The sequence below is a fragment of the Geobacillus sp. DSP4a genome (genome assembly GCF_013096875.1).
Classification (GTDB): domain Bacteria; phylum Bacillota; class Bacilli; order Bacillales; family Anoxybacillaceae; genus Geobacillus; species Geobacillus thermophilus.
In genome coordinates this window covers 1-270 of the sequence record NZ_SDLD01000272.1, presented here as the reverse complement: position 1 = coordinate 270, position 270 = coordinate 1, and the positions used below count along the sequence as shown (strand labels likewise).

1 pseudogene is annotated in these 270 nt (G+C 48.9%); it reads right to left on the bottom strand.

Features of this window, described 5'->3' with window-relative positions:
• Positions 1 to 270: pseudogene (locus ETC02_RS17310) on the bottom strand (helix-turn-helix domain-containing protein); the annotation flags it as partial.

Below are 270 nucleotides of genomic sequence, written 5' to 3'. Positions count from 1 at the left end.
TGGGTCCATGGGATAAGTCCCCTTGCCATAGCTCATTGATCTGGTCATACGCAAAACGCTTTCGCTCCGGCATCGGCAAGATTTCTTTTCCCACCAGGTTGTGTTTTTTCAACAATCGGTATATAGTGAAGTAAGAGGTATGATTTTCTGGGATTTCCCCCTGCTCGATCAGGTGTTCGTAGAACACCGTCACGGGCATGGTGGGATGTTCTTTTCTTAGGGCTAAAATATGATCCTCATCATCGGGCGACAGACGCCTTGAGTGGCCGC